This window comes from Pseudomonas sp. NPDC096950, from assembly GCF_044762525.1.
Lineage (GTDB): Bacteria > Pseudomonadota > Gammaproteobacteria > Pseudomonadales > Pseudomonadaceae > Aquipseudomonas.
Map to the genome: position 1 here is coordinate 1 of NZ_JBIWEL010000064.1, position 298 is coordinate 298.

Here is a 298-nt window from a genome sequence, read left to right on the forward strand (position 1 = left end):
ATTGAGTTTTCGGCTCAAGGTCGCCACTCAATGTTGCGCGTTTATATCGATAAAGAAGGCGGCGTGCTGGTGGACGATTGTGCCATCGTCAGCCGCCAGATCAGCGGTGTCCTGGATGTTGAAGATCCGATCGCCGTTGAGTACACCCTTGAAGTTTCCTCGCCTGGCATGGAACGCCCACTGTTCACTATTGAGCAGTTTGCAAAATTTGCCGGTGAACAAGTGAAGATCAAGCTGCGCTCGCCTTTCGAAGGCCGACGCAACTTTCAGGGCCTTCTGCGCGGTGTAGAAGAGCAGG

General features: G+C 53.7%; 1 protein-coding gene. It reads left to right on the plus strand.

What is annotated here, in order from left to right:
• The coding region (rimP, locus tag ACIQY3_RS34370; RefSeq protein ID WP_403029128.1) for a ribosome maturation factor RimP at nucleotides 1-298 on the plus strand (298 nt) is incomplete at both ends.